27 protein-coding genes and 1 pseudogene are annotated in these 24,615 nt (G+C 36.6%); 7 read left to right on the top strand and 21 right to left on the bottom strand.

The genetic code is table 11. The features are described from left to right. Window positions 1-259: 259 nt before the first annotated feature. The 7 genes from H1D32_RS09430 to metA form a co-directional block, all read right to left on the bottom strand. Entirely contained in the window at window positions 260-1,939 is a 1,680-nt protein-coding gene (locus tag H1D32_RS09430) for a methyl-accepting chemotaxis protein (RefSeq protein ID WP_261178035.1), read from the bottom strand. 421 nt (window positions 1,940-2,360) lie between these two features. After that, entirely contained in the window at window positions 2,361-3,530 is a 1,170-nt protein-coding gene (locus tag H1D32_RS09425) for an MFS transporter (RefSeq protein ID WP_261178034.1), read from the bottom strand. Between the two features lie 83 nt (window positions 3,531-3,613). Beyond that, on the bottom strand, window positions 3,614-4,831 hold the full coding sequence (locus H1D32_RS09420; RefSeq protein WP_261178033.1) for an EAL domain-containing protein: 1,218 nt from the start codon (window positions 4,829-4,831) through the stop codon (window positions 3,614-3,616). A 206-nt stretch (window positions 4,832-5,037) separates the two neighbouring features. Further along, window positions 5,038-6,027: a multicopper oxidase domain-containing protein gene (locus H1D32_RS09415; protein ID WP_261178032.1), complete on the bottom strand. Its 990-nt coding sequence runs from the start codon at window positions 6,025-6,027 to the stop codon at window positions 5,038-5,040. 397 nt (window positions 6,028-6,424) lie between these two features. Then, on the bottom strand, window positions 6,425-6,571 hold the full coding sequence (locus H1D32_RS09410) for a hypothetical protein (RefSeq protein WP_261178031.1): 147 nt from the start codon (window positions 6,569-6,571) through the stop codon (window positions 6,425-6,427). A 105-nt stretch (window positions 6,572-6,676) separates the two neighbouring features. Next, entirely contained in the window at window positions 6,677-7,759 is a 1,083-nt protein-coding gene (locus H1D32_RS09405; protein WP_261178030.1) for a hypothetical protein, read from the bottom strand. A 377-nt stretch (window positions 7,760-8,136) separates the two neighbouring features. Beyond that, entirely contained in the window at window positions 8,137-9,051 is a 915-nt protein-coding gene (metA, locus tag H1D32_RS09400) for a homoserine O-acetyltransferase MetA (protein WP_261178029.1), read from the bottom strand. Window positions 9,052-9,415: 364 nt separating this feature from the next. Between metA and H1D32_RS09395 the strand changes: the two genes are divergently transcribed. After that, a complete protein-coding gene (locus H1D32_RS09395) occupies window positions 9,416-10,087 on the top strand; it encodes a reverse transcriptase-like protein (RefSeq protein ID WP_261178028.1) in 672 nt (223 codons plus the stop codon). A gap of 242 nt (window positions 10,088-10,329) precedes the next feature. Here H1D32_RS09395 and H1D32_RS09390 read toward each other — a convergent pair whose 3' ends face one another. The 8 genes from H1D32_RS09390 to H1D32_RS09355 all read right to left on the bottom strand — a co-directional run bounded on the left by H1D32_RS09390 (window position 10,330) and on the right by H1D32_RS09355 (window position 17,889). After that, complete coding sequence (locus H1D32_RS09390) at window positions 10,330-11,175, bottom strand: PHP domain-containing protein (protein ID WP_261178027.1); 846 nt, start codon at window positions 11,173-11,175, stop codon at window positions 10,330-10,332. Between the two features lie 86 nt (window positions 11,176-11,261). Continuing rightward, a complete protein-coding gene (gene nadE / locus H1D32_RS09385) occupies window positions 11,262-12,089 on the bottom strand; it encodes an ammonia-dependent NAD(+) synthetase (protein WP_261178025.1) in 828 nt (275 codons plus the stop codon). A gap of 121 nt (window positions 12,090-12,210) precedes the next feature. Next, window positions 12,211-12,438: a small acid-soluble spore protein Tlp gene (gene tlp, locus H1D32_RS09380; RefSeq protein WP_261178024.1), complete on the bottom strand. Its 228-nt coding sequence runs from the start codon at window positions 12,436-12,438 to the stop codon at window positions 12,211-12,213. Between the two features lie 21 nt (window positions 12,439-12,459). Beyond that, the gene (locus H1D32_RS09375) at window positions 12,460-12,939 is read right to left on the bottom strand and encodes an acyl-CoA thioesterase (RefSeq protein ID WP_261178023.1); all 480 of its coding nucleotides are present in this window, start codon (window positions 12,937-12,939) and stop codon (window positions 12,460-12,462) included. A 12-nt stretch (window positions 12,940-12,951) separates the two neighbouring features. Further along, window positions 12,952-15,279 carry an AAA family ATPase gene (locus H1D32_RS09370; RefSeq protein ID WP_261178022.1) on the bottom strand — a complete coding sequence of 776 codons (2,328 nt, stop codon included), beginning with the start codon at window positions 15,277-15,279 and terminating at the stop codon, window positions 12,952-12,954. Between the two features lie 100 nt (window positions 15,280-15,379). Further along, window positions 15,380-15,598 carry a hypothetical protein gene (locus H1D32_RS09365; protein ID WP_261178021.1) on the bottom strand — a complete coding sequence of 73 codons (219 nt, stop codon included), beginning with the start codon at window positions 15,596-15,598 and terminating at the stop codon, window positions 15,380-15,382. A 267-nt stretch (window positions 15,599-15,865) separates the two neighbouring features. Continuing rightward, entirely contained in the window at window positions 15,866-16,798 is a 933-nt protein-coding gene (locus H1D32_RS09360; RefSeq protein WP_261178020.1) for a DMT family transporter, read from the bottom strand. A 545-nt stretch (window positions 16,799-17,343) separates the two neighbouring features. After that, on the bottom strand, window positions 17,344-17,889 hold the full coding sequence (locus H1D32_RS09355; protein WP_261178019.1) for a hypothetical protein: 546 nt from the start codon (window positions 17,887-17,889) through the stop codon (window positions 17,344-17,346). Between the two features lie 188 nt (window positions 17,890-18,077). Between H1D32_RS09355 and H1D32_RS09350 the strand changes: the two genes are divergently transcribed. Further along, window positions 18,078-18,650, top strand: coding sequence for a TVP38/TMEM64 family protein (locus H1D32_RS09350; protein ID WP_314733387.1), 573 nt, complete (start codon window positions 18,078-18,080; stop codon window positions 18,648-18,650). 116 nt (window positions 18,651-18,766) lie between these two features. Here H1D32_RS09350 and H1D32_RS09345 read toward each other — a convergent pair whose 3' ends face one another. Then, window positions 18,767-19,195: a VanZ family protein gene (locus H1D32_RS09345; protein ID WP_396126169.1), complete on the bottom strand. Its 429-nt coding sequence runs from the start codon at window positions 19,193-19,195 to the stop codon at window positions 18,767-18,769. 330 nt (window positions 19,196-19,525) lie between these two features. Between H1D32_RS09345 and ku the strand changes: the two are divergent. From ku to ligD, 4 genes and pseudogenes are all read left to right on the top strand, one after another. Next, a pseudogene (gene ku, locus H1D32_RS09340) lies at window positions 19,526-20,336 on the top strand (non-homologous end joining protein Ku). 2 nt (window positions 20,337-20,338) lie between these two features. Next, entirely contained in the window at window positions 20,339-20,638 is a 300-nt protein-coding gene (locus H1D32_RS09335; protein ID WP_261178017.1) for an ATP-dependent DNA ligase, read from the top strand. Further along, complete coding sequence (locus H1D32_RS09330; protein WP_261178015.1) at window positions 20,635-21,273, top strand: ATP-dependent DNA ligase; 639 nt, start codon at window positions 20,635-20,637, stop codon at window positions 21,271-21,273. The genes H1D32_RS09335 and H1D32_RS09330 overlap by 4 nt, the downstream gene beginning before the upstream one ends. After that, window positions 21,240-22,157 carry a non-homologous end-joining DNA ligase gene (gene ligD, locus H1D32_RS09325; protein ID WP_261178014.1) on the top strand — a complete coding sequence of 306 codons (918 nt, stop codon included), beginning with the start codon at window positions 21,240-21,242 and terminating at the stop codon, window positions 22,155-22,157. Before H1D32_RS09330 ends, ligD begins: the two co-directional genes overlap by 34 nt. A 217-nt stretch (window positions 22,158-22,374) precedes the next feature. On the opposite strand, the gene H1D32_RS09320 is transcribed toward ligD, so the two are convergent. The 5 genes from H1D32_RS09320 to H1D32_RS09300 all read right to left on the bottom strand — a co-directional run bounded on the left by H1D32_RS09320 (window position 22,375) and on the right by H1D32_RS09300 (window position 24,093). Then, window positions 22,375-22,515: an acid-soluble spore protein N gene (locus H1D32_RS09320; protein WP_261178013.1), complete on the bottom strand. Its 141-nt coding sequence runs from the start codon at window positions 22,513-22,515 to the stop codon at window positions 22,375-22,377. A gap of 51 nt (window positions 22,516-22,566) precedes the next feature. Further along, the gene (locus tag H1D32_RS24955) at window positions 22,567-22,803 is read right to left on the bottom strand and encodes an FbpB family small basic protein (RefSeq protein WP_314733393.1); all 237 of its coding nucleotides are present in this window, start codon (window positions 22,801-22,803) and stop codon (window positions 22,567-22,569) included. Between the two features lie 64 nt (window positions 22,804-22,867). Next, complete coding sequence (locus H1D32_RS09310) at window positions 22,868-23,608, bottom strand: DUF421 domain-containing protein (RefSeq protein WP_261178012.1); 741 nt, start codon at window positions 23,606-23,608, stop codon at window positions 22,868-22,870. A 131-nt stretch (window positions 23,609-23,739) separates the two neighbouring features. Beyond that, entirely contained in the window at window positions 23,740-23,949 is a 210-nt protein-coding gene (locus H1D32_RS09305) for a DUF1657 domain-containing protein (protein ID WP_261178011.1), read from the bottom strand. A gap of 12 nt (window positions 23,950-23,961) precedes the next feature. Beyond that, window positions 23,962-24,093, bottom strand: coding sequence for a hypothetical protein (locus H1D32_RS09300; RefSeq protein WP_261178010.1), 132 nt, complete (start codon window positions 24,091-24,093; stop codon window positions 23,962-23,964). Between the two features lie 158 nt (window positions 24,094-24,251). Between H1D32_RS09300 and ymzB the strand changes: the two genes are divergently transcribed. Beyond that, the gene (gene ymzB / locus H1D32_RS09295; RefSeq protein WP_261178008.1) at window positions 24,252-24,596 is read left to right on the top strand and encodes a protein YmzB; all 345 of its coding nucleotides are present in this window, start codon (window positions 24,252-24,254) and stop codon (window positions 24,594-24,596) included. The last annotated feature ends 19 nt before the right edge of the window (window positions 24,597-24,615 follow it).

Here is a 24,615-nt window from a genome sequence, read left to right as displayed (position 1 = left end):
GCAAATGTTCTTCGAGAAAAAAGTGTGCTCTTTCACTTTTATTCTCGAAGGTTATTTGACCTCGAGGGGCTGGGCGGTGGAGCTAGACAGTTATTATGTTGAAATTCTATACATTCTTATCTTTTAAGAAAACCCAAGCGTCCTAGAAAAAGTGATTTTCTTTTTTCCTACTTTGCGCGAGAAAATTCATCTTGTATTTTTGAGACCAAAAAAACACCTACATTCTAAGGTTCCCCTTAAGATGTAGGTGTTTTGCTACTTATAATTTAAACTTCTTAATTTCTTCATGTAACTCTGCAGCTAACTGACTTAAGTTATTGGCAGAGGCTTGGATTTCCTCCATCGAAGATAATTGTTGGTCAGCCCCTGAGGCTACTAATTGAAAATGTTCTGCTGTTTCAATCGCAACACTAGCCATCTCGTCAACAGATGCACTAACTTGTTCTGAGCTTGCAGACATTTCTTCAGCTGTTGCTGAGACCTCTTGAATTTGCGATGAAACGTTTTGTATAGCCGCTAAAATTCTTTCGAATGCAAGCCCTGTTTCTTCAACAACAGTTATACCTGCCTCAACTTCCTTCGTACCATTGTCCATCGTTTTGACAGCATAAGCTGTCTCGTCTTGAATTTCGTGGATCACAGAAGAGATTTTTGCTGCTGATCGGCGTGATTCCTCAGCTAGTTTACGAACTTCATCAGCAACGACAGCAAATCCCTTACCATGGTCGCCGGCACGAGCAGCTTCGATCGCTGCATTCAAAGCTAATAAATTTGTTTGATCAGCAATTGTTGTGATCACTCCTGTAATACTTCCAATTTCATTAGATCGCTCACCCAATCGACCAATCGTCGTCGAGGCATCTTTAACAGCAATACTAATCAAATTCATTTGCTCAATCACTCGTTGTAATGACTTATTTCCTTCTTGTGCTTCATGGGTTGCATCTAAGGAACTCTCTGCAACAACAGATGATGACTCTGCAATTCTTTGAATACCAGAAGTCATTTCTTCCATTGCCCTAGCACTTTCTTTCGTTCCAATTACAGTCACTTCTGCACCATTGGCAACATCTTGAATCGTCGAGGCGATTTGATTTGTAGCAACTGTAGTTTGCTCTGAACTTGCGGTTAGCTGTTCAGAAGCTGCAGCTACTTGGTTAGATGTTTCAGTAGTTCTCGTCAGTAAACTTCGCAGACTATCCGCCATGTCATTTGTTGAAGCGGTTAATCGCCCAAGTTCATCATTCGATTTCACTTCAATGGCTTTTCCCGTTAGATCTCCTTTAGCCACTTGTTCAACGAGACGAACAACAGCTGTGATTGGCTCCACAATTTTTTTCGCTGTAAATAAAGCTACACCAATAGATAAAATAATTCCAATGATGATCGCAACTATGTTAAATAACACGATTGTATTACCTTGTTGGACCATTCCGCTTCCTTGCTCAACAATGTGGGCTTGACCAGCAAGTGCAAGTTCGTGATAACCTTCTACTACTTCGTTAGCTAATGGATCTACTTGATATTGGATACTAACAATGGCTGTTTCTCGCCCGTTGGCTTCAAACATCGGAAAAATCCTTCCCGAAATTAACCGATCCCAAAGCTGACTTTTTTCTACTAAATTTAAAATATATGTACCTTCTTGAATTGCTAGCAATTGCTCTTCTAGTAGATAGCTTTCTTCGGTCAACTCAAGATAACGCTCTTTATATTCTGCTTTTCCCAGTAAAATATAACCGCGCACTAAGGCTAATCGTTCCGCCATATTATAGGCAAGATCATTACTTAATGTTAGCCGTTGTAAATCATCTTCAACGATTTGCTCGACATTGCTATTTATTTGATGAACGTTATAAAGACTGTACCCAGACATTATAACTAACAAAAGCAAAATCACCGAAAACCCACTGATAATTTTCCCACGCAAATTATTCATAATCTATGTCTACCCCCTTTGTCACATTTTTCTATCTACTTAAGATATAATTAATATAACATATCTTGTAGGATTTGTTTGCATTTTTGTAAAAACTTAAAAGATTATGTCGAATATTTAAACATAGAAATCCCTTTCGACATAGTCTAATTTCTTTTTTACTAAGCAGTTTCTTTGTTTGTTTTTTAGCACTACTACTTTTGGGTATCTTTTGAGAAGAACTAAGTGAAAATCATAAAGAGCCAAGCATTCACTTGGCTCCCCAAAAAAACCTATTTGCAATACATCATTAACGGTTTGTTGTAAATAGGTCTTACCCGAGCGAATGCTTGGTTCTAAGTGTTTGAGAATAAATAAGCAATTGGGACAAAAAGTTTATTTTTCAAAAAGCGACCTAAAAGCAACAAAGTTTACGACATCTTTAAACACTACTAACAGAATTCACTTTTTCCATTTTCATATAGACTACTTGGTAAATCACCATGAAAATGACGCCAATGATAGATAATACCCCTAAAGCAGAATATAAATAGGCAACATTTACTTTATCAATGATCCATCCACCGATACTTGAACCAATCACACCAGACAAACCAAAGAAGAATGAATAAAATAATAAGTGTCCCGTTGATTGCAGTTCTTCAGGAATTAATTTTGTGACAAAATGGAACGCACATAAATAAAAAATCCCAAACGATAATCCATGCATCATTTGTAATGGTAAAACAAGCAATGGCTCCTGAATGAACCCCATAACTATCCAACGAAACGCAAAGAAAACACCTGAAAGAACAATAAAGGACAAGGCATGAAATCTTCGAAACCATATTGTGGCTGTAGCAAAGACTAATGCTTCAGAAACTACCCCGATAAACCAAGCCCAGCCAATAAAAGACTCCGAACCACCTTTTTCAACAATATAAATCCCTAGGAAGCTATCATTCGTTCGATGAGTAATCGTAATAAACATCATAATCACTAAGAAGATCATAAATCTTTTATTTCCAAGTAATTTCGTTGCCTCTTTAAGATTAATCGGCTTCTTGGACGATGTAACATCAGTAACCCTTAACGTTAGAATAAGACTTATGATCGTGAAAAATAGAAAAGGCAAATAAATATATTGAATTCCTATCTTTGCCAACAAAAAACCACTAAGTAGTGACATAATCGCAAAGCCAAGCGAACCCCACATGCGGATCGAACCAAAAGAAACTGATAATTGATTAGCTGTTTTTTGAGTGAGACTATCACCTAATCCCCCGACAGGTGACATAAACCCAAAAAAGAAAAAGACAGCCACAATTAATAACACATAAGTCGTGCTTAGAAACATGAACAACGATCCAATTAACGCTCCTATTAGGCAAATAAAAATAATCTTTTTCGAAGACTTATATTTATCGGTCATAAATCCCCAAAATGGTTGAGAAATCATTGAAGCTAGTGGGCCAACCGCTAATAAAACACCAATTTGACTACCAGACAAGCCATTTTCCTGAAAATAAACTGGTAAGTAGCCAACAATGATGGTCATTGCCGAAAAATAAAAAAATAAAAGTGCTTTCAAGTTAAATGTAGAATTCATCATGTGCTCCGATCATATCTGTAATTTTGTACGTTCCTATTCTAAACGAAAAGAAGACTCAGGAAGGCCTGAGTCCAGACTGTTAGTTATAACAAGCCTTTCTTTTCATAGAGGAACGCGTAAGGAATATCAAGAAATAAATAAAGTTCTTCATTTATCGGATATGAAAATGTCCGAATAAATTCATTCGTTTCAATGTCACTGTATAAATCAGATAACACACCACGTTTTTCGTACTGCATTCTGACAATTGTCTCAAGAAAATATGGTCGCCAACTCCAATTTTTCCCTATATAATCTTCTTGCTTTTGCCATCCATTCGTACTTTTTAGATAATTTGAGGAGCGTTGAAATCCATACTGATCACAAATATAAAGGCGAAAGCTAACGTCTTGAAGATTTGTTGCTGCACCCTTAATTAACTCTTCTAAAGGCAATTTCTTGTCTTTTTTGACGACTTGTTCAAGACGATTATTTAATTCATCAGTAAATATGTATTGATTATTTAGATTGGTGCGCTCATGATTAATAAACTGCTGGAACTCTGATTTCAGTTTTTCTTTACAGCAATCTTCGACGACGAACTCAGAAGCAGGTCTCGCTAAATAAAAGCCTTGGTAATAACGACCGCCATTCCTCCATGCAGCATTTAATTTCGTTAAGTCTCCAATCCCTTCAAACAATAGTGTTGCGCCCATTTTCCTAGCAAATGTTGATAAAGAAAATAACACATCTCGATGTGCTTGAGAAATGGAAACTCCTTTAATAAAATCTAAATCAACCTTTATAATATCAGGTTCAAGTTGCGCAATTCTGTCTAAATTGCTGCCACCCTTTCCAACATCATCGATGGCAATTCTAATACCTAGGCTTTTCAAATACATGATTAGATGTCCTAGTTGTGATAGATCTCCATGGTAATCGTGTTCCCTAATCTCTAGCACAATATTCTCAAGCTTCAGACCACGAGTTTCAAATGATTGAATACGATTAAGTAGTTTCTCTGTATAATCTTCATCATTCATTAGAATATTGGCATTACAATTAATAAATAAATCAGTAGTTTGCTGCGCCCGACAATAGTACTCAAAGGCCATCAACTGAAGTTGTTCGTCCACCTCGATCACATATTCATCAGGAATACTATCATTATTAAAAAAGCTCCCTAAACTAATAACTTCATTATCAATCTTTATTCTACCAAGAACCTCATAACCGATCACACTCTGCTTAGTTGCACTAAAAATCGGTTGGAAATATGGGACAATTTTATCAACATTCATTAATACCTCTAATGCATCCATATCCCTTCAACACCTATCTTCTATGTAATAGAGCTTTCTTGAAAACATGTATCATTATACCATTTATCATTTATAAAGGAAATAATTTACTTTGATAAGATTAATAAGACATATACTTAATCCTCTACGCCGTGCTAAGATTTTAAGAAAAAAAGCCGTTGAGGCAAATGAAAATTGTCTCAACAGCTTACTTCAAGAATTTTTACTTATTCAGATACTACTAATAAGGCTACCGCCCCTTTTTCTGCATGATTAAATTGATGAGTAACGATAGGATATGTTCCAGGCTCTTTTACAGTGAACTCAACCACAGCTCCCCCACTAGCCGGTAAAATAACTGTCTGTAATCCCTTAAAGTGATTGTACGGGTTACCATCTACATAGACGTCGTCTAATACTGTTCCTACTACGTGAAAGGAGCTTATCTCATTAGGTCCAACGTTATTGACGTACATTCTAATCTTCTCCCCCACTTTTGCTTCTAGCGGAGTATCTTTTAAATCATAAGTGGTACCGTTCGTATTGATATCCCCTTCACGTAGCGCTTTAGCAGAGAATACCACCTGACTTGGAACACCGTTTAACATATCATCGAGATCATTGTATTTGTACCACTCATTTTGAATGAGAACAAATTCACGGTCAATTTCATGATCAGTTGGGTAGCCATCCTTCGGCATGACAAGGATGACTCCATGCATACCGTTGGCGATATGAGCTAACACCGATGGCGTTCCACAATGGTACATAAAAACACCGGGATAATTCGCTTGATATCTAAAAGTACCTTCTTCATTTGGCATGACATCTGCAAAATCTCTCTTAGGGGAGGCATGGACTGCGTGAAAATCCATGCTATGCGGAATAATTGGGTCGAGGTTTTTTAAAGTGAAATTAATGATATCTCCTTCATTTACAACCACTAAAGGACCAGGAGCCTCTCCATTAAATGTCCAAGCTTTATAGGTGATGTGTCTCTCAATATTTATATCTGTTATCTGAGCTGTCATTGTAATATTTACTTCATTTTCACTAATTCTTTCATATTCAATTGGTACAGGAGGTTGGTGAAGGTCTTTGTGCCCTGCGATTGGTTCATAAACATTTCCATTAGATTTTTCATCACTCTTTGCAACATCGTTTGAACATCCTAAAAGTAGAAAAATAAAAACAACAAGATACCATATTTTCCGCATAAGATCTCCCCTTAACTAATTATATTTTTATACTATTATGTATTTTTACATTATTTACCGACTAAAAAAGTGACCACTGTCACAAAAATCATACAATTTAAATTAAATAGTATAAAAAGTTTAAAAATTGTCACAATTTAGGTGAAATTCTTTATCAAAAACAAATTTTAGATTGTACATTCAATATTTGAGGCAGAAGCGCAAACGATTTTTATCCTAGCCGCTTCACAATCTTCGTAACTAAAGCACAAATACAGGTTACAGATTCACATTTCGGGGAAAGTGATTTACAATTTTCTTGGAGTGGAAAAAAACTCACAAAAATAAGGAGTACGAATATATTCGCACTCCTTAACTAATTTACAATTTTCTCCCCAGAGAATATCCCTGAAATCCCTTAGTTTTTTCGTTTAGATTTGGCTAAAAACCAATTTTGTGCTTTGGTTTTTTTCGGGCGATCTGGCGATGTAGGATCATAAAACCAGTTATTCTTAACAGTCAAGTATACGAGGACGACTATAATAATGATGATCAACCAATTCATCGAAATCCCCTCCATAATTGTATTGTTTCCAAAACAATTATGTTAAAGGAAGTTAAATCTTTCACATTTTTCCTGTTGCTGACAGAAGATCAGTTTCACCAAAAGTTAGTTTGCTGTAATAGTCGCCACAATCTCGTTCATTTTGTTATATAATTCAACAGTATCTACGGCTTCTAGATAAATTTGCTCAAGTGAATCTTTCACTTTTTTCGCCTCTTCTAAAAGTCTTGTGCCTTCTTTCATTTCCGCCTTGTAGGCTACATGTAACTGTTTAAACTCCTCATCGTACTTTGTATCTATTGACTGATCCATACAAAGTTCAAACATGTCAATGACCTCATCGCTTGCTCTTGTAGGATCGATAACATGAGGGGCAGTACCATCTAAAATCGCCACGCTTAGTGAAGGTATAATAATCATATCTAAGCTATTTGGGTCTAAACCACACGGGAAATATTGTACTGATAACCCTACGTTTTCAGCATATTTACCGATTTTTCTCATGACCGTACTCTTACCGCTTCCTGATCTTCCCTTAATAATATATCGTTTACTAATATCACTCGTAATATTATCAATGAAATTAATCGCACCATTTGGTGTTGCTGCACCAAAGAATAACTGCTCCACTATTGGATTTTCTTTTGCTATTGTTACATTATGAAACAGACTAGCAGCTAGCTGCGCCGTAACTTTATTTGCTTTATCAAAATCCATAGCAGAAATATATAATTCCTCTTTCTTCTCATGTATCTCCTTGCCTCTCGCGAATTTTGCATATGCTTCCTCATGAAGTTGCTCGATTTCATTTCGCTTGCTAATAATTGATTTTTTATTTATGACTAGCTTTACTTTATCAATCATCTCATCAAGATTAATTGACTCTTCGATAAACCCACTGTATTTTGCTTCAATTCCATTCCGCTTTGAACCGTCAACAACAGCAATACTCTTCTCTGGAACGACAATTCCATCTAACTGGTCTTCGTCTGATGGATTGTGCAACAAATAGACAAGTAAATTCTGCTGTTCAAAATAATCACTAATTGTTTTAAAAAGCTTGGTTTTTTCACTGCCTAAACTACCTTTAACGACATAGACTTTGTTCATCGTGCTTACGATATATTTCACAAGTGAAACATAGCCCTTACTTGTATTTCCATCTAAAAAGAAATGCTTAACACTCACTTTATCCGACCTCCTGATATCAACTAGGTAGAAAAAGTTCACTTTCACCAACATAATAATCCTTGATGAAAAATTAATACTGGAAAGTGAACTTTCGAAACGCATTTTTTTACAAGGTAGACAATAGCTATAGACTCTTACCTAGTTTTTATCGTATGCTTTTAAATCCAAAATGTGCTATTCCTTTCATGCTCCCATTGAAAAATCCCCTTCAGAAGAAGGGGATTTAGATTCTTTATTTACGCTCTTTTCCAAAAGATTGTTGCTATTAGCTTTTAGGTCGTAACCAAGCAAATGCTTGGTTCTTCACGCTTTGCGTGAAGCTTATTTATTCTCAAAAGACGACCTAAAAGCAAAAAAGTTTACGAAAATAGCCTTTATTTATTACTTAAATCATAAGGGGTTTCTTGATACACATAGTAGTTCAACCAATTTGAAAACAGTAAATTGGCATGGGCACGCCACCGAAGTCGTGGTTCGGAAGTTTCGTCGTTATTTACAAAGTAGTGAAGTGGGCAACAGGTCTCTAATCCTTTTTCCATATCACGCTCGTACTCGCTTTTCAATGTTGTCGCGTCATATTCGAAATGACCCGTAATGAAGATTTGTTTTCCATTTTTAGACGCTACAATATTAACTCCTGATTCAGGAGATTCAGATAAAATTTCGATGTCCGCCACCTTGTTTATATCCTCTTTACGTACTTCAGTATAGCGAGATTGCGGAACAACATACTCATCATCAAAGCCTCTTAATAGGTTCACTGTTCGGTTACAAACGGAATGTGAAAATACGCCAAACACTTTTTCTTCCAAAACATATTTACGAACGCCGTAATGATGATAGAGTCCTGCCTGTGCTCCCCAGCAAATATGTAATGTAGAGGTGACATTAGTAACAGACCAAGTCATGATTTGTTTTAGCTCATCCCAGTAGGTTACGTCTTCAAATGGGAGATGCTCGATTGGCGCACCAGTAATAATCATCCCATCGAATTTCTTATCCTGAATTTCCGTAAAGGACTGATAAAATGTCTGCAAATGTTGCTGTGAAGTATTTTTGGATTGATGCGTATCCGGATGGATAAACGATACTTCCACCTGTAAGGGTGTATTGCCTAGTAAACGAAGTAATTGTGTTTCGGTCACTTCCTTTACAGGCATTAAATTTAAGATGACGATTTTTAGTGGACGAATGTCTTGACTAAATGCTCGACTTTCATCCATGACAAATATATTTTCTCTCAGTAAAATTTCTTTTGCCGGTAGGGCATCAGGAATTTTTATTGGCATGAAACTGTCCCTCCTCTCGGTTTATCCCAACGATGGATAGTACGATTTTTAAGGGCAAATACTAAAATAAAGCTATTCTCGCAAAGTTTGTTGCTTTCGTAAAAATCCCAAAAGCCGGATTTTTACACATAGTACTAAGAATTTACCACTAATTTAGTAAGTATTGCTCTTTTCTTACTTAATTTATTGGGTGATATCTTCATCTAAGATAATTTTCCGATTATTTTAGAGTAATAAAAGCAACAGTGTTTACGAAAAGAGCCTAAAATAAAGAATCGACCCTTTTAAATAATTAAGTTATCATGTTTTTATAAAATTCGCAATTATTTCTTTAGTGAATTGAAGGGATAAAGGAGGAACACGCATGAAAATACGTCTAGAGATCGCTTATAAACCGAAAAACGGCACAAGTCAATACGACATGAATACCGATTTCTTACCAGTTCAAGAAGCACTTTTCTTAAGTGAAGATTTCGAAAAAACTGGACGTTTTACGAAAATTGACTTTATTGATGAAACTGGAGCAAGTTGGTTGAAGAAACATTTAAAGAAATACCTAGACAGCCTAAAAGAAGAACCTCACAATGTGCTGCTGTATTTTGATGGTGGCTTTCATGAAGAAAAACGCCTATCAGGGGTCGGTGTCGTCATTTACTATGAACAAAATGAAAAGTACTATCGACTCCGAAAGAACGAATTGCTAGAACAACTTACTTCTAACAACGAAGCTGAATTTGCAGCTTTATGGACGGCACTTAACGAACTTGAAGCACTCGGTGTTCATCACCTGCCGATCACCGTTAAGGGGGACTCATTGGTGGTTATAAACCAAGCAAAGGGTGAATGGCCTTGCTACGAAGAAGAACATACGCGTTGGCTTGATCGAATTGATGAGAAAATTAAAGCTCTTGGCTTAACAGTTACGTACGAGGCAATTAACCGGGCTGAAAACAAAGAAGCAGACCAGCTAGCCTCACAAGCACTAACTGAGACCTATATTGATGCAACGACAGAAGTGAAAAAATATCACCATTAACCTGTGGTGGATTTTATAGGATCTTTTTTTTATCGGACCTACGTTCCTTTATTTTCCAAAAAACGACTCTTTTTGAGATTTAACGGACATACGTTCCCTTATTATGACTATAAGTGCTGTTTTCATGCTAAATTTGATAAAATAGCGGAACGTATGACCTCAAAATACTTAAATTGGCAAAAAAACTGTAAATAACGGAACGTATGTCCTCTAATTCTTAAATGCACCTAAAGCCTACTAACCTAAACGATCCTAGCGAGCAATTTGAGAGCTAATTCATTTTCCACGCGAGTAACCCCCAACGGCTCACGAACTCTCCCATAATCTTCATGGTGAAAATCAGAGCCACCTGTTCTTAACAACTGAATGTCTAAACTTTCTTCTAGTTGTTGAACGAGTTTTTCATAATGCTCTTGAACCGCTTCATCATGATCTCGGTGATACACCTCAACTCCTTGAAGCAAGCCCGTTTTTACCCAATCAGCAATTTTATCATCTAGATGATAGTATACAGGGTGCGCAAGAACAGCTACTCCCTTTGATTCTGCAATCCAATTCAATGCTTCCATTGGAGTCATTTCCCGTTCCTTTTTGACGTAACAGGGTTTTCCCTCTCCTAAATAAAGCTCAAATGCTTCTGCTACATCTTTTACAATTCCCATGTTTACGAGAACCCTGGCAACGTGAGGTCTTCCAATGCTCCCCCCATCCGCTTCTTTTAAGATGTCTGCTTCATTGACGTGAATGTTTAGGTTCGCAAACTTGGTAACCATCTCGGCCATTCGCTTTTTTCTTAACTTTTGTTGTTCATCAAGCATCTTTAGAAGAGCTTCGTTGGTTACATCAATTCCATAACCTAAAATATGTACACTGACGCCACTTTCTTTGGTAGAAAACTCAATTCCAGGGATCACAGTCAATCCAACAGTTTTTCCTACTTCAATAGCTTCAGCGACGCCGCTCACCGTATCATGATCAGTAATCGCAATAAACTCTAATCCAACTTCCTTACATTTTGCGACTAACTCTCGAGGTGTATAACCCCCATCAGATGCTGTCGTATGCATGTGCAAATCCGCATTTTTCAAAAAATCCCCTCCTTTAGTTTTGAGTTGGTGAAGATAGTCCAAGCGACCCTTACAAAACTCATCACTCAACACTCTTCACTCTTAACTCACTTCCACCAATCATCATAAATACTGACTGGGCCTTGACGTTTATGTTCGGTTACTTTGAATTTCGCTTCAATTTTTGCGCTAATTTCCGTAGGTACTTGCTTACCCTCTAAATAGTCATCGATATTTTCATAGGTAAATCCTAGAGCCGCCTCATCAGGTAAACCAGGTTTATCGTCTTCTAAATCAGCCGTTGGAACTTTAAAGTAGAGGTGTTTGGGACAGCCTAAGTGTTGCAATAATTGTCTACCTTGCCTTTTATTTAACCCAAAAAGTGGAACAATGTCACAAGCGCCGTCGCCATGTTTTGTATAAAAGCCAGTAATAGCTTCTGCTGAATGGTCCGTACCAACGACTAAACATTGATAATAGGCACCGATATCGTATTGGACCTTCATTCTTTCCCGCGCTTTTGTGTTCCCCTTCATAAAATGACTAAGCTCTTGACCCGTAGCATCGGTAAACGCTTTTACTGATGCATCGACAGCAGCTTTAATATTAACGGTCAAATTTTTAGAAGGAGCGATAAACGCTAATGCATCCTGAGCATCTTGTTCATCAAATTGTTCACCATAAGGAAGCCGAACGGCGATAAACTGATAAGAATGGCTTGCTTCAGCTGCGTTCAGCTCGTCAATAGCCATTTGACATAGTTTCCCTGCCAACGTGGAGTCTTGTCCACCCGATATCCCTAATACTAGGCCTTTGGTATTTGTTTTACGTACGTATTGTTTTAAAAATTTAACACGTTGCTCAATTTCATTTGTGACATCAATCGTTTGCTTTACTTTCATTTCTGCAATAATCTTTTTCTGTGTATCTTCCATACTTTACCTCCAGCTTACGAATACCCTTAGTTTACCATTTTATTGACTTGAGTACATAAAATTGGTGAGATTTTCTCCGCAAAAAAAGGCTAGGCAAACACCTAACCTCACCTTACCCTAATTAAATTTCGCCGTTTTCACGTGCAGCAATTTCATCTTCAATCTCTGCTTTAAAGCCTTCGATGCTTTGTTCTCTACGCGCGTTTTTCGCTTCAATCGCTTCACGATCAGCACTATTTAAATCTTCATTTTGGAGCGTTTTATGGGCTTCCTCTAAGTTCTCGATTGTATTATTGACCATTTGTTCTAAACGCTCTGCGTTATTATAACGGTTATCTGGTTTTGCCATAGATAAGTGTCTCCTTGTCTCTTAAGTATTCGAAAAAAACCACAAGGTTATTTTTACTTTAAGACAAGTTTTATACACATTAGTCTTGTTCTTTACTTTTTCATAAGCATCGTGCAAAAGTGGGAACTTTCGCTTGATTGAGATCGGCCGAAATGACTCTTTCGTAACACAAACATGCTCACTTGTTCCAGTTACACATATTTTTCCATCTTGGTTCACGATTTCATAGCCATAGGTTACCTTAATACTATTGTACTCTTCAACCCAAGTTCTTACCTCAACCGTTTCTCCATACCTCGCTGGATACTTATACGAGAATTGAACATTGACAACCGGAGACATAATCCCTTCCTGTTCCATTTGTGCGTACTTAAAACCCATTTCCTCTATTAATTTCGTTCGCCCGATTTCACACCAAACAAGGTAATTTGCGTGGTAAACAACACCCATTTGATCGGTTTCCGCATAGCGAACTTCAATTTTTGCTATCGAAGTAAACAATTTATTTCCCCCTTAAAAAGATTTTTTGAAGTCTTCAAGTGTTAATTGTGTTAACTCAGTTGTTGTTAGCTGTTTTACTTCGTTCATAATCCGTAACGAATGATTTTGAATAGCTATATCAACAAGGTCTTTGGCAAAGCGCCCATTTCCCGTCGGCTTTTGCTCAGCTAATTGTGATTGTAAATAACTATTTACATCACTTGTTAGGCTATAACCAAACTGTTTTGCGTTTAGTCCGACCATTTCCACTACTTCTTCTATCTGGTAATCCTCAAAGTGAAAGTATTTCTTAAACCTGGATTCAAGTCCAGGATTACTTTTGATGAGCTTGGATATTTCCTCTGGATATCCAGCTAAAATAACGACGAGATTATCATTATGCTTTGTCATCTCATCTACTAATGTATCAACGGCTTCTTTACCAAAGTCACCTTGGCCACCTACTAGGGAATAGGCCTCATCAATAAATAAAACCCCACCTAGTGCTTCGCGAATTTTTTTCTTCGTCTTTAAAGCGGTTTGCCCAGTAAACCCTGCAACAAGATCTCCTCTACTAGTAGTTACTAAATGCCCTCTTTTCAGGAGTCCGATTTCCTTTAGGATTTTCGCGTACAGTTTTGCTACGGTCGTTTTACCAGTTCCAGGGTTTCCAGTAAATACGGAATGCACCTGAAGAGGAACAGTTGGCAGCTTCTTTTCGCGGCGCAGTTGTTGTACCTTTACAAAAGAGACTAATGACTTAACCTCTTGTTTCACTTTTTGAAGGCCGACGAGACCGTCTAATTGCTGAATCCCATCCGTGTCGTCCTCGTCTTGAACATGACCTTGAACATTTTCCTTTGTTAAGATCGTAAAATCCTCATTATTAAAAGGTTCATTAAGTCCGACAACTGAACCTTTTTGAAAAATAGCATCAAGAACTATATTTTTCACTGTTCTCGCGTTTCCGAAAGAAGCATCGACTTGCTCACGTTCAATCCGTTTTTTCAACTCGATAATCGCCGATTCCGAAAACGTAAAATCATTATCAAGTGCAATTTGTTCTGCTATTTCTATAAGCTCTTCAATCGCATAGTCACGTAAATGAATGTGGTTGTTTTCTGGAAATCGGCTGCGTAGACCAGGATTGGCCCATAAGAACTGGCGCATTTCTTCAGGATACCCCGCTAGGATGACGGCAAACTTACCAGCATATTCACTGCTCGTCATCGCCGAAACTAACGTGTCAATCGCCGTTTGTCCATAATCACTCCCACTACTATCTTCTCGCTTCAAACTGTATGCTTCGTCAATAAATAGCACACCGCCCACTGCTTGTTTAATTACATTCATCGTGTTTTCCTCTGTTTGTCCAATATACCCGCCAACCAAATGGGAACGATCGACTTCGATGACTTCTTCTCTTGGTAACATTCCAAGCTCAAAGTAAATTTTTGCGAGTAAGCGTGCGAGCGTAGTTTTCCCCGTCCCAGGGTTTCCTGTCAAAATCATATGTAAGCTTAATTCGTCCTTTAACTGATAGCCTTTTTCTTTTCGAACCTTCTGGTACAGTAAATAATGATAGAGCTTTTCTACTCTTTCTTTTACTTCTGTTAAACCGACCATTTTTTGTAGTTCAATTAATGCAGAGGCTTGATCGGAAGTTTGTACTTCTCCAGCTTGTCCAGTAGTTTCTTGCCATCTTTTATGTAAGGATTCAATTTCTCCAATCGACTTCTTCACTTCTGCAAGTTGTGTCTGGGAATAATAGATACCCTTTACTGAATCGGCATAGCTCTCGGTAGACTTTACAATTGTTCGTAGTTCCTTTTTCAATTGTAGAAGAATATCAGCCAAAACCTCAAATTTGATTATTTTTTCGTCATCATATAATCGTCTAGCTGCATTGATTAGTGACTCAATAATGCCTTCAAAGTATGAAGCACGTTCAAAGAATTCATTTGCCAAATGTAAATAATCGTTAGCTAACTTTTTTTTCGCATTACCGTGATCTGTTTCCCGAATTTGCGGAAACTGACTAGGAAGTAGCGGACTTTCTAGTAGCATAAGATATATTTTAATGTACGTCTCATTTATTAAAGGATCTCTTGGGTCGACTTCCATCGCTTTATCTAGCCAACTAAGTGTTACTTGATCAAGTTCATTAACACGTTTAAATCTCGCCAATGCAATCATTGCATAAAGTTGTGCTTTAAGCTTACTAGTTTTGGTCGATTGTTCTTGCATGCTTTCAACCATCTGCAATAACCTGAGAAGTTTCCCTTCCTTGACATTGTCAGTCACCTTGCATTTTTCAATGGTACTCTCTATTTCTTCAATTCCATACGCGTAGGTACTCACCTTAACCACTCTCCGAAAAAACTATTTCTCTTATCTTATCACTTTTTAGAAATAATTCCTAAAATGAAAAAAGGACAAGAAAAAACGTTTCTCGTCCTTTTTAGTGGCGAATACTTTTTAAATATTTATCAATTTCCACTAAATATTGCTCCAACTCGGAACCACTCATTTCTGAACTCTTGCCTTTCATTGTCTTTGAAATTAACGCTAATTCATCTTTTAACCCTTCGACTCGAAAGCCTTGTTCAATGTAGCTTCTTACTCTTTTATAATAATCAATAATCTCACCCGTTGTCATTTGCTCATAACTCATATCCATAAACGTTCAACTCCTTGAAAAATTCTAAATAATAAAAAGAATGATAGTATTATCTATTCTAAACGTAGAGAAAATGTGCTTCAAACCTTTTCGTTCTTCAAAATTATCTGTTTTTCGACGACAGCGAAATTATAGCTCAATATTAAAGCGCTTCCTTTTTTCAAAAAAATGGAGCTTGTCTTCTTTAAGACTTATTCCAACGCCATTTAGAGACAATATAAAAAGGAAAGCTCGTTTAAGCTCTCCTTTCAAGAAAGATGTCGAATTTTAAGCTAATTTTTTTACCTCATTTATTTTTGCTTTTTTAGCTGGACGTTTATACGTGCTTAACGTTACACCGCCAAGAACACATAAAGCACCAATTAAATGAGGAAGAGTTAACGCCTCGTCTAAAAACACACTAGCCATAATCACTGCTGAGATCGGCATAAAGTTGATAAATATAGAGGCTTTAGCAGCACCAATTTGTTGTATTCCGTAATAATACATGATAAATGAAACAACAGTCACAAAAACACTCATATGGGCAATCGCTAGCCAAGCGCTACTAGTACTTGATGTGAAGTCTGAAAAACTAGTTTCCATCATAGCAAAAGGTAATAAAAAGACAGTTCCAAACACGACCGCATACGTCGTGGAAACAATCGAACTAAACTTTTTTAATACAACTCTACCAATGACGCTGTATAAAGCCCAACAAATAACGGCTCCAAGCAGAATAACATCAATCGGTTCAAACGCCATCGTAATAAAAACTTCAAGATGACCATTCGTTATGATAAAAGCAACCCCGAGCATTGCTAAAATAAGGCCGAATACCTGATTACGAGATATTTTTTCTTTTAAAAAGATCGCAGATAGTAGAATAATTAAGATTGGATTAGATGCAATAAATAACGAACTCTTAATCACAGGTGCATGCTTACTAGCAATAAAAAAGAAAATGTTATAGAGTGCAATACCAGTCAAACCAAGCATAGCAAATAAAAACCAATCTTTTTTCGTAGGTTTAGGGATGTCTTTTTCTAAGTACAACATCAGCGGAACGAGCAAGATTGCTGCACCAAAGAAACGGAAGAAGGCTACTGTCGCAGGTTCAAAGCTTTCTACCGCAATTTTTCCTGCGATAAAGGCACTTCCCCAGGTACTTGTTGCCAAAGCTAACATGAAATAAATCAGCCAAATATTTTTTGTTTTCAATTTAATCCCTCTCCACTTTTTTTCGTTACACGAAATATAACTCATTTTGATGAAAAATTCCATCTTTTTTCTCTGAATTTCACGTAAAATTATTCAAGTAATTTTTAACAAAAGGTACTTTTAGTAAACTTTGTTCCTAAATTCGTTGCGCCTATTTTATTGTGTAAATAAAAAAAAGCCTTAGGCACTTTAATTCCAATAAACTAGTATTTATATAGAAAAGGTATTCCTAATTTGTAGTCGAGAGGACTTGCCATACGACAACAGCAAAATAAAAAGCTGTTGTCGTAAAACTTGTTGCTTTTAGGTCGTCTACTGAGAATAAATATGCCGTTGGGACAAAATTATTTGTCACAATGGCTTATTTATTCTCAAAAGCTTCACGCAAAGCGTGAAGAACCAAGCATTCGCTTGGTTACGACCTAAAAGCTACGAGCAACAATCTTTTAGAAAAGAGCGAAATAAAAAAACGCCCAACTCAATGGCAATAGGCGTCTGCGATCAATAAATCTCTCAAAAATCCACCGATATCTTCGTTACGTTGGTTATAAAAAATAATTGGTTGTAACGTTTCCCACTGCCAGGTGGAAGAAGCGATCGTAAAAAAACGTCTGACTCTTTAGAGAAACCTTTTTGTATTGGCCCTGATACCTAATTTCAACACTATCTACTTGTTGCGGTTTCTGTACGAACCCAAATGTTACATAAGTAAAAGGCATCCTGTGATCTACCCAAGGCCCATCAGTCACTAAAAATGTTCTGATTTTATGCTCCGCTTCACGTAACGGTGTTCCTCCAATGATAAGGCGACTATCTTGAACTCGCTTAAAACCTTCCTTACTTTGATAGAAAAGCTCCGTGATTAATTGATCGTGATTTATGGTGTAAACAACATAATGTAAATCACCGTTCATTCCTGTTTGGAAAATCTCGACTTTATCATCTTCTACGGTAACGAGCGCTGCCTCAATCGTAGGATAATTCATTTCTTCCACTACAAATGGTTTCTTTGCTTCCGTTGACAAAGAGAAAAAATACCAACCTGTGAAGATACATATGATCAATAGTAAGCTGAAGCTATACTTAGGCAAAGCTCTCACCCCTTTTATAATTCCGAGTTAACCACTTAGTTTTATTGTATTAATATCATAGCAAAGTTGTTAATAAATGAAAAGGAAAAATTACTATCTATTTCAACATCATTTCTTGACAAGTTATGGTAAAATCAATAAATGTGACAAGTTCTAAAATGCACAATTTTCATTACAGGAGTGACAACATGAATAAAGCACTTTTATTTATTTTTTATGTATTAATTGCCATTGCTATCTACGTATACCAAGAAGAATTAATCATATGGTTTCAACAAACTAAGGATACTTCAATCTTTCTAACCATGTTTATTGCAACCCTTTTTGCACTCTTTCCAATTATCCCATTTCCGATTATTGGTGGCGTTATCGGTGCAATGTATGGAACGTTTCTAGGTGGGTTTGTTACGTGGGTTGCTTCGACTGCTGCATCAATTATTATGTTTCTTTTTATTCGCTTCGTCTTTCAAAGCTGGGGACTCAAGATTATTCAACGCTATAAGCGTCTAGAAATGATTACTTTGATGTTTGAACGAAATGCTTTTATTACAATCTTAGTGTCTCGTTTGATCCCGTTTATTCCATCGATTGTTGTCAATGCTTATAGTGCGGTAAGCCGCGTTTCCTTCCTAAGCTACACCATTGCTTCAAGCTTAGGGAAAATCCCTGCGATGCTTTATTTGCCGTACTTGGACATTCGTTTGTCAGTTCAAACCAAGAAGTCATCATTATTATTGGGATATATGCAGCCATTATCTTAATGACCATTTATTTCTATTCTCGTTGGAAGAAATCGCTAGTTTAAACTCCTGTAAATAATGCAAAAAGGATGATCCATACGTAGTAGCTAGGTGCTAGTACATTGGTTCATCCTTTTTTAGATTCGAAAATAAAATAATTTTGACTTTATAAAGAAACCAATTTTTATGATTACTGCACCAAGAAATGCACCGAGTGTGTTTAAAATTACATCATCGATATTTGAAACACGATACGTAAATAAAAATTGACTACTTTCGATCAGGATCGAGAAAAGCATACCTAGCATCGTTGTTGCAAAGATTGATTTTCGCAGTTTTTTTATCGCGATCGGTACGAGAAATCCAAATGGCATAAACAAAATGATGTTTCCGATCAATATCTTAATTGGATCAATGATTTTCGGACTAAAAACGGCAATGCGATAGATGCTACGAAACGGAATGAAATTGTAGTTCCTCCCCCCAGGACCAGCAGGACCAAGCGAGGCACCGTAATTCCAGGCAAACAATGTAACATAGATAACCGCCAGTAAGTAGATAAACAAACAAATTAATAAATATTTTTGAATTTCTTTTTTGTTGTTGCACTCGATTGTTTATTATCTCGATCTTCATGTAGAGGTTGAATGTGAAACACTTCCTTTTAAGAAAAACAAATAGATAAAACCAGTTCTCCTCCATTATTAACAATGGTACTCCGTTTGACAAGCAATTTTTTCAGTAAAATTTAGACAATCTTCCCGAATTGTTTTTTCTCATTAGTTTATTTATCCGATATTCCCCACAGTCTCATACAGGTAAAAGCTTACAGATTTGCAAGCAATGAGACGTGCATACTAAGAAAAGAACTACTACTTTTAAAGGAGTGAGAGATCATGCATACAATGTGGAAAGGCTCCATAAGTTTTGGTCTTGTTCATATTCCAATCAAACTTTTTCGGCGACAGAAAATAAAGACATTAAACTAAGAATGATCCATAAGGAATGCAATAGTCCAATTAAATATGAGCGAACCTGCCCTGTTTGCGAGAAGGAAGTAGACAATGCCGATATTGTTAAAGGTTATGAATACGAACCAGGAAAATTTGTCCTTTTGGAGCAAGAAGATCTTGAAAAATTGAGCAAGAACAAAACAAGAGTGTCGAAATTATTGATTTTGTAAAACTTGAGGAAATCGATCCGATTTATTTTAATCGTTCTTATTTTATTGGCCCTAATGATAACGGTCAAAAAGCTTATATGCTTCTGAAACAAGCGATGGAAAAGTCCGGGAAAATTGGGATTGCAAAAATCACGATTCGTTCAAAACAAAACTTAGCTGTTGTCAGAGTTTATAAAAATACCCTAGTTCTTGAAACGATTTATTTCCCTGATGAAGTAAGAAATATTGATCAAGTTCCTGGAGTCCCTGAAAATATTGAATTAAGTGAAAAAGAAATGGAAACAGCGATTCAATTAATCGAGCAATTAACAACCACATTCGAACCTGAGAAATATACGGATGATTATCGTACTGCCTTAATGGACCTCATTCAAGGAAAAATTAGCGGGAATGAGATCCAAACATCGACACAAGCGCCACAAACAAATGTGGTCGACCTTATGGAAGCCTTACAAGCTAGCATTGATCAAACAAAAACACCGAAAAAACGTAAAACAACTAGGACCAAGAAAGCGACTGGTTAATCTTGAAGGTACTAAAGCCGATGCTTCCTTCATTAGTGACAGAAATACCTAAAGGAGAAGATTGGGTTTACGAAGTAAAATACGATGGATTTCGAGCGATGATCTATCTCGAAGAAAACCGAAACATAAACATCGTCAGTCGTAATCAAAATCTTCTCAATCAACAATTTCCTGAGATCATCAATCTATTTGAATTAGTGAGCCGAAAATTAAGTCTGCCACTAATATTAGATGGGGAATTATCTGTCCTTGAAGGGGACCTTAAAGCAAACTTTGATCTAATTCAAAAAGAGGTCGGTTGAAAAATATCGAGAAAATTCATCAAGCCGTAAAATCGACCCCTGTCACCTTCATGGCATTTGATTTACTGATGGAAAACGGTGTACTACTGCTTGGTAAGTCTTATTTGGATCGAAAAAAACAGCTAGAAAAAGTCATTACTACCATCGATCATCCGCTTGTAAAATTTGTTCGTTTTTTTGAGGATTCAGAGACACTTTGGGAATCCGTCTCAAACGTACAAGGTGAAGGGGTAATCGCAAAACGAATCAAAAGTACGTGGCAAGAAGGACAACGAACAAAGCACTGGTTGAAAATTAAAAATATGATTATAGCCACTTTCTTTGTGCTTGCTTATGACGAAGCCAATGCTTTTTTTCATATTGGCTGTCTTTATAAAGGAGAAATAAAAATGATTGGCAAAGTAGGACAAGGTTTTACAAAGGAAGAAAAAGAAGCTCTCGTTGCTACAATAAAAAAGAACCAGGTCAAGACTGTTCAGAGCCTAACTTACGTCAAGCCGAGCATTTGTATTGAAGTAGAATTTTTGGAATTTAGTCGGAATGAACTTCGACATCCTAAGTTTCGACGGTTTCGCCTCGATAAAAATTGGGAGGACTGTACATGGGAAGCAATACCAAAGCTAGAGCAGAATTAGCCATTGATGGTGAAACTGTTTCTCTAACAAACATTGAGAAAATTATTTTCCCGAAAAAAGGGATTAAAAAATATGATGTCTTGAAGTTTTTAACTGTTGTAGCACCCCATATGCTGCCTTTCTTAAGGGATCGTTTGTTAACCGTGATACGCTTTCCTAATGGTGTCGATAAAGAGTCTTTTTATCAAAAAAACTGTCCTGATTATGCTCCTAGTTATGTTGAAACGAAAGTATCTGATGGCATCGAATATGTCATTTGTTCAAAGCTTTCAACTTTGTTTTGGTTAGGGAACCAATCTGCCATTGAGTATCATATACCTTTTCAAACCGTTCAAAGCAAAAACCCAAGTGAAATTGTCCTTGATTTAGATCCTCCCTCCCAAAATGAATTTTCTTTAGCCATCGAGGCAGCCTTAATCCTTAAAGAGATTTTTGATAATTTAAAGCTGCATAGCTTTATCAAAACCTCAGGAAATAAAGGCTTGCAAATTTATTTACCGTTAGATGAAACTTATTCATATGAGGATACTCGAATTTTCACAAGTTTTATCGCAAATTTTCTAGAAACGAAATACCCAAAATCGTTTACAACGCAACGCTTAAAGAAAAATCGTCTTAATCGCCTTTATATTGATTTCCTCCAGCATGGGGAAGGAAAAACCATCATTGCCCCTTATTCGTTACGAGGAAACGAAAATGCGTTAATGGCAACCCCGTTAAAATGGTCAGAGGTAAGCGAGAAACTTCATCCAACACAGTTCCCCATGGAGGAAGGAATTCATAGAGTGACACAAGGAATTCTTCCATTTAACGATTTTTTTGACGTGAAAAAGAAGCAACCGTTCCAGACTGTATTAGATAATATAAAAGCCGCTTATAAATAATGTGGGGTAAATTGAATGTAGTAAAGTTCGGAATACTTCAGGGCTTAAATCAGAAAGCCCTTCCGAACCTAGGCAAACTTCGGAATGATTCTGGCTGATAATTAGAAAACCTTTCCGAACCGCCATTTTCGCTTCAAGCTGAGTCATAAATAAAAAGAAGATAACAACCCGATATTGGTTGTTATCTTCTTTTATCAGTTTAGGATTCCTATAAGGATTATCCTTTTGGAGGAACATAGTCTGGCTCCTCATTACCTTTTGTGCCCATTTTTTTACCATTGTTTTTATCCGAAGCTCTTTGCTGAGTACCTAAGTGGTTAGGACGAAACTTGTCAAATGCGTGTTTTGATTTAGCCATTTTTAACTCCCCCTTCATAACTTAATATTCGCTTTTATGAACCTCAATATGTTATGAAGTTGTTGGGAGCTTTTTAGCCAAAACTCTCCCATAGATACCCAAGACATTTCCCTCCTCATGAAAAAAAGCGGCAAAACCCATAAGGGCTTTACCAACTTTCTTTAGACGTTCATAATGTTTATTATCAAGACGCTCTTCAATTTTTTCTAAAGCTTCTTCATCATTTAAGAGCTCTTTTTTGTTTTGATTTACCAAATCATCAAAAGACATTTTTTTTATTTTCCTCATTAAAACCAGCCCTTTACAAGATGTTTTTACCATTATGGTCTTTAGAGCTGGTATTTAAACCTAATTATTTGAAAATTTCCTTATTTGGATGTTCTACGCGTTGATTCATTTGACTTACGTAAATTTGTCCACCCTCGTCCATCGTCATTAAGAAACAGTCTGTATGGTGGCGAATTCCATGTTTTTGAAGTTGTTCCTCAAGCCATCCTCGTGTCCCAACCTTTTTTAAATTTGGCTCGACAATTCTACCATCCTGGATCAAGACTGTTGGATATCCTTTTGGTGGTGCTTGTTTTTGCATATCATCAGGTGTTAAAGCCTGATATTGGCTTTTTTTGATCACACTAATTTGCCCATTTGGCTCTAACATTGCATAATCAATTTCCCTAAGATCAATGGCATCTTGTAATCGTAAGTCCATTAATAACGATTCTACGGTAATTTTTGCTTTTGTCATTTCTTTATGTAGGATTTTACCCTTTTCGATAATCATAATTGGTTCATCTTCAATGACACGCCTAAATCGTGGTGTCTTTAACGCTAGATACGATAAACCTAGATGAATACCGGCAATTAGAGCTGCTGCTGAAAGAGGACCAGCAAGAGGAACACTTCCGTCTGCCAGCGGCTCTCCGACTACATCCCCAATGATAACAGCAAATAAAAAGTCAATAGGATTTAACGCAACCATTGAGCGTTGTCCTAAGACTTTGATAATGACAAAGATATATACGTAAATGATAATTGCTCTAATAAGAAACCCATACACAGGTAGATCTTCTGCGCCTGTCCAAAATTCAAACATATCATCATTCCTCGCTATATAAAAGTTATGAGTTTTGAATGATGAGTAATGAGTCTCATAAAAATTACACTTCGAGGCTTCTCTTTTAAACAACTCAAAACTCAATATTCAAAACTCAAACTACAGTTTAATTATGGATTTTGATTAAATTGTGGTTCTTCATGAAGGATTTGTTGATAACGTCCCTCAAGTTGAGTTACAATACCTCTTTGTTGCTCGGCCAATTGGCTATATAACTGCTTCATTTGCTGATTTTCCGTTTCTAGCGAAAATTGTGTTAGGCTTGCCTCAACACTAAGTGCAGAAGCTATCGCTTGCTGCATTTGAGTTTGAACGGTCATACACAATCCCCCCTAGTCATTTTTCATTTTTTCAGCTTCTATTTCAGAAAAAGTGCTTAGCTCTGACGCGTGATTACTTTTTCCCATCTTCTTTTTATTGTTATTTCTTTGTGCATTGGCATTTCCTTTTTTTTGTCTTCCCATGTTAACGCCCCTCCTTTTTTTATAATGCCTGCAAAAAACATAAGTTACGTTTTTTGCAATCCTACCTAGTATTTCACTTAGCAATTAAATTATTTACATGCATTTTAACCTTATCTAAAGCAAATCCTACTAACAACATGTTTTGAAGGAGGAAAACCATGAGTGAAATGACAAATAAATCAATCGAATTTTTACTAAAAGAGTTAAATCACTGGGTCGGTTCTGAAATTACCATTGAAAAACAAGAAAGAAACGATATTGATGAAAATAAACTTGCGTTAACTGGGGTTGAAGTTGTAAAACAACTAGAGGATGAAGATGACTATGTTGATCCTTTTACCATCCAATTGCAAGGAAAAGGTAGTGTTCTTCAAAGTGGAAAAACCACCAGGTTACCATTAAATAGTTATGAGTTACCAATACATGAGCTTCATTCGATTGAAGCCTCAAATGAATTTTTAACGATAAAAACAGATCGAGCAACTTATGTATTAAAGAAATAAGAAAAGCGCAAGGCGTCTG

The sequence above is a fragment of the Anaerobacillus sp. CMMVII genome (genome assembly GCF_025377685.1).
Lineage (GTDB): Bacteria > Bacillota > Bacilli > Bacillales > Anaerobacillaceae > Anaerobacillus.
Note: the sequence above shows the minus strand (reverse complement) of the source record. Positions and strands in the feature narration are given on the sequence as shown.